General features: G+C 34.0%; 2 protein-coding genes. Both read right to left on the reverse strand.

Annotated elements, in window-relative coordinates; genetic code table 11:
* Positions 1–277: 277 nt before the first annotated feature.
* The gene (locus H8698_RS13195) at positions 278–925 is read right to left on the reverse strand and encodes a stalk domain-containing protein (protein ID WP_249313900.1); all 648 of its coding nucleotides are present in this window, start codon (positions 923–925) and stop codon (positions 278–280) included.
* 13 nt (positions 926–938) lie between these two features.
* Positions 939–1,751, reverse strand: an 813-nt coding sequence (locus tag H8698_RS13200) for an RHS repeat-associated core domain-containing protein (protein ID WP_249313901.1), incomplete at its 5' end; no start/stop codon positions are given.

Genomic DNA, 1,751 nt, shown 5'->3' on the forward strand with positions numbered 1-1,751 from the left:
TAAATAATCAGTTTATTTGACATATCATTGTTTCTTTCTGCAACCCTAATTTTATTTTGTTCCGGAAGCCATGTTGCAGTTCTGCCAGTCCATGATGCAAAGTCAGTTAAAGCAACATACATTTGTGGTAACATATTTTTCTTCCACTGTGCCGTCTGCGCCCAAGCGCGCGTTTTTGTTATAAAAAATCTCATTGGTTATTTATTAAAATTTCACCAAAGCTCATATAAAAAAAGATTAACCCAATATAAACTTCCCATCTGCCTATTTTTATCTTTTAACGCACACCATTACTATACATTGATAAAAATCCATCTGAACAATTCATGACTAAAATGCTTGTTCCGCCAAGATGCGAAGTAGTGAAATCATTATAGAAAATTAAAGAATTAGATTCAGAATCATATGAAACAATCAGTGGTATTTCTGCATAATTGGATTCATATTGAAAAAATAACTGTATTTCTTCTGCTATTTCTTTTATTGTTGTCGAAGTTATTCTTTTATTATATGTATATTTATACTGCACATGTTTATTTTCAACATAATCGTTAAGTGAATAGTCTTTAGCATCTGTACCGTAAAAAATATATTTTCTACCATTATCCAATGTTCCTTCGTGGCCTTCGGATATGTTATCGGTAAAAATTAGATTTTTTTTTGAATACATAGAAACCACTTCACTTTCCTCATGCCAATCAACAGAATAACCAATGGTGCCGCAAAATTCACGAACAGGCAAATACGTTGAATCATCTATTGTAACAACAGGCAATTGAAATTTTTTCTCTTCTCCATTAACTATAACTCTAAAATTAACCTCATTTGCTATATATTGCTTTTTAGATAGCGCATAGCTAACTGTTATGATAGTTGCTATGTTTATAAATACCAATAACAATGAAATAACTATTTTTTTAATCATTTTCTTCTCCTTTTTAATGGGGTAAATTATTTGCAATGATTCTAACGGCAGGATCGTTATCAGGCAATATCTCTATATCCCTTTTCTTCCATAATTTGCTCAAACATTTAAAAGAACCACTTGGAGTAATTACATAACCATCTACACCTAATAATAAAGTATAAACCCCGTCGCCATTCTCAATTTTCTTCCCATTCGTATCGAAATCAACAATACACCCTGAAAATTTTTCTGACTCATACTGCGGAGAGGATGCTCCGTGTGTATGCACCCATGCCGCTAATAGTCTATTTTTATCTGGCGAAGGTAATTGGACGGAATCTTGATTACCTTTTGTAACGTTTCTAAATGTATACGCACGTTTTTCAGCAGAACTTTCATCATATATAAAAGCTCCATATTCCCTTCCTATTGGGTAATTATATGAAGTTTTTGTAGATTTAGGATTATACATCAAACCAAAACCCATTGCCGCGTCATCTGCAGTATCAAATTTATCTCCTTCATTATGCCAAAAGTTTTTTTCATCCATTTGAAACAGATCTGCTAATACAGCTGAATCTACTATCATTTCACCATTAATTAACGGTCCAGCAAAGGTATGCGTTTGACCGAACATAGTAACTTCCATGCTACAAGAAGCTGTATCATACAGAGTGGTTCCATAGTTTTTTTCAGTTACATACCTAAGCATTACTTCTTCCAGCCCCCACGGATCGGTAAACTTAACGGGATTGCCACCACAATAGCTAAACCAGTTCAAACCGTCTTTTGCAGGGTCTTCAGTTAAGAACCGTCCTGATGTGGGGTCTAAGTATCGCATGCG

The organism is Congzhengia minquanensis, assembly GCF_014384785.1.
GTDB lineage: Bacteria > Bacillota > Clostridia > UBA1381 > UBA9506 > Congzhengia > Congzhengia minquanensis.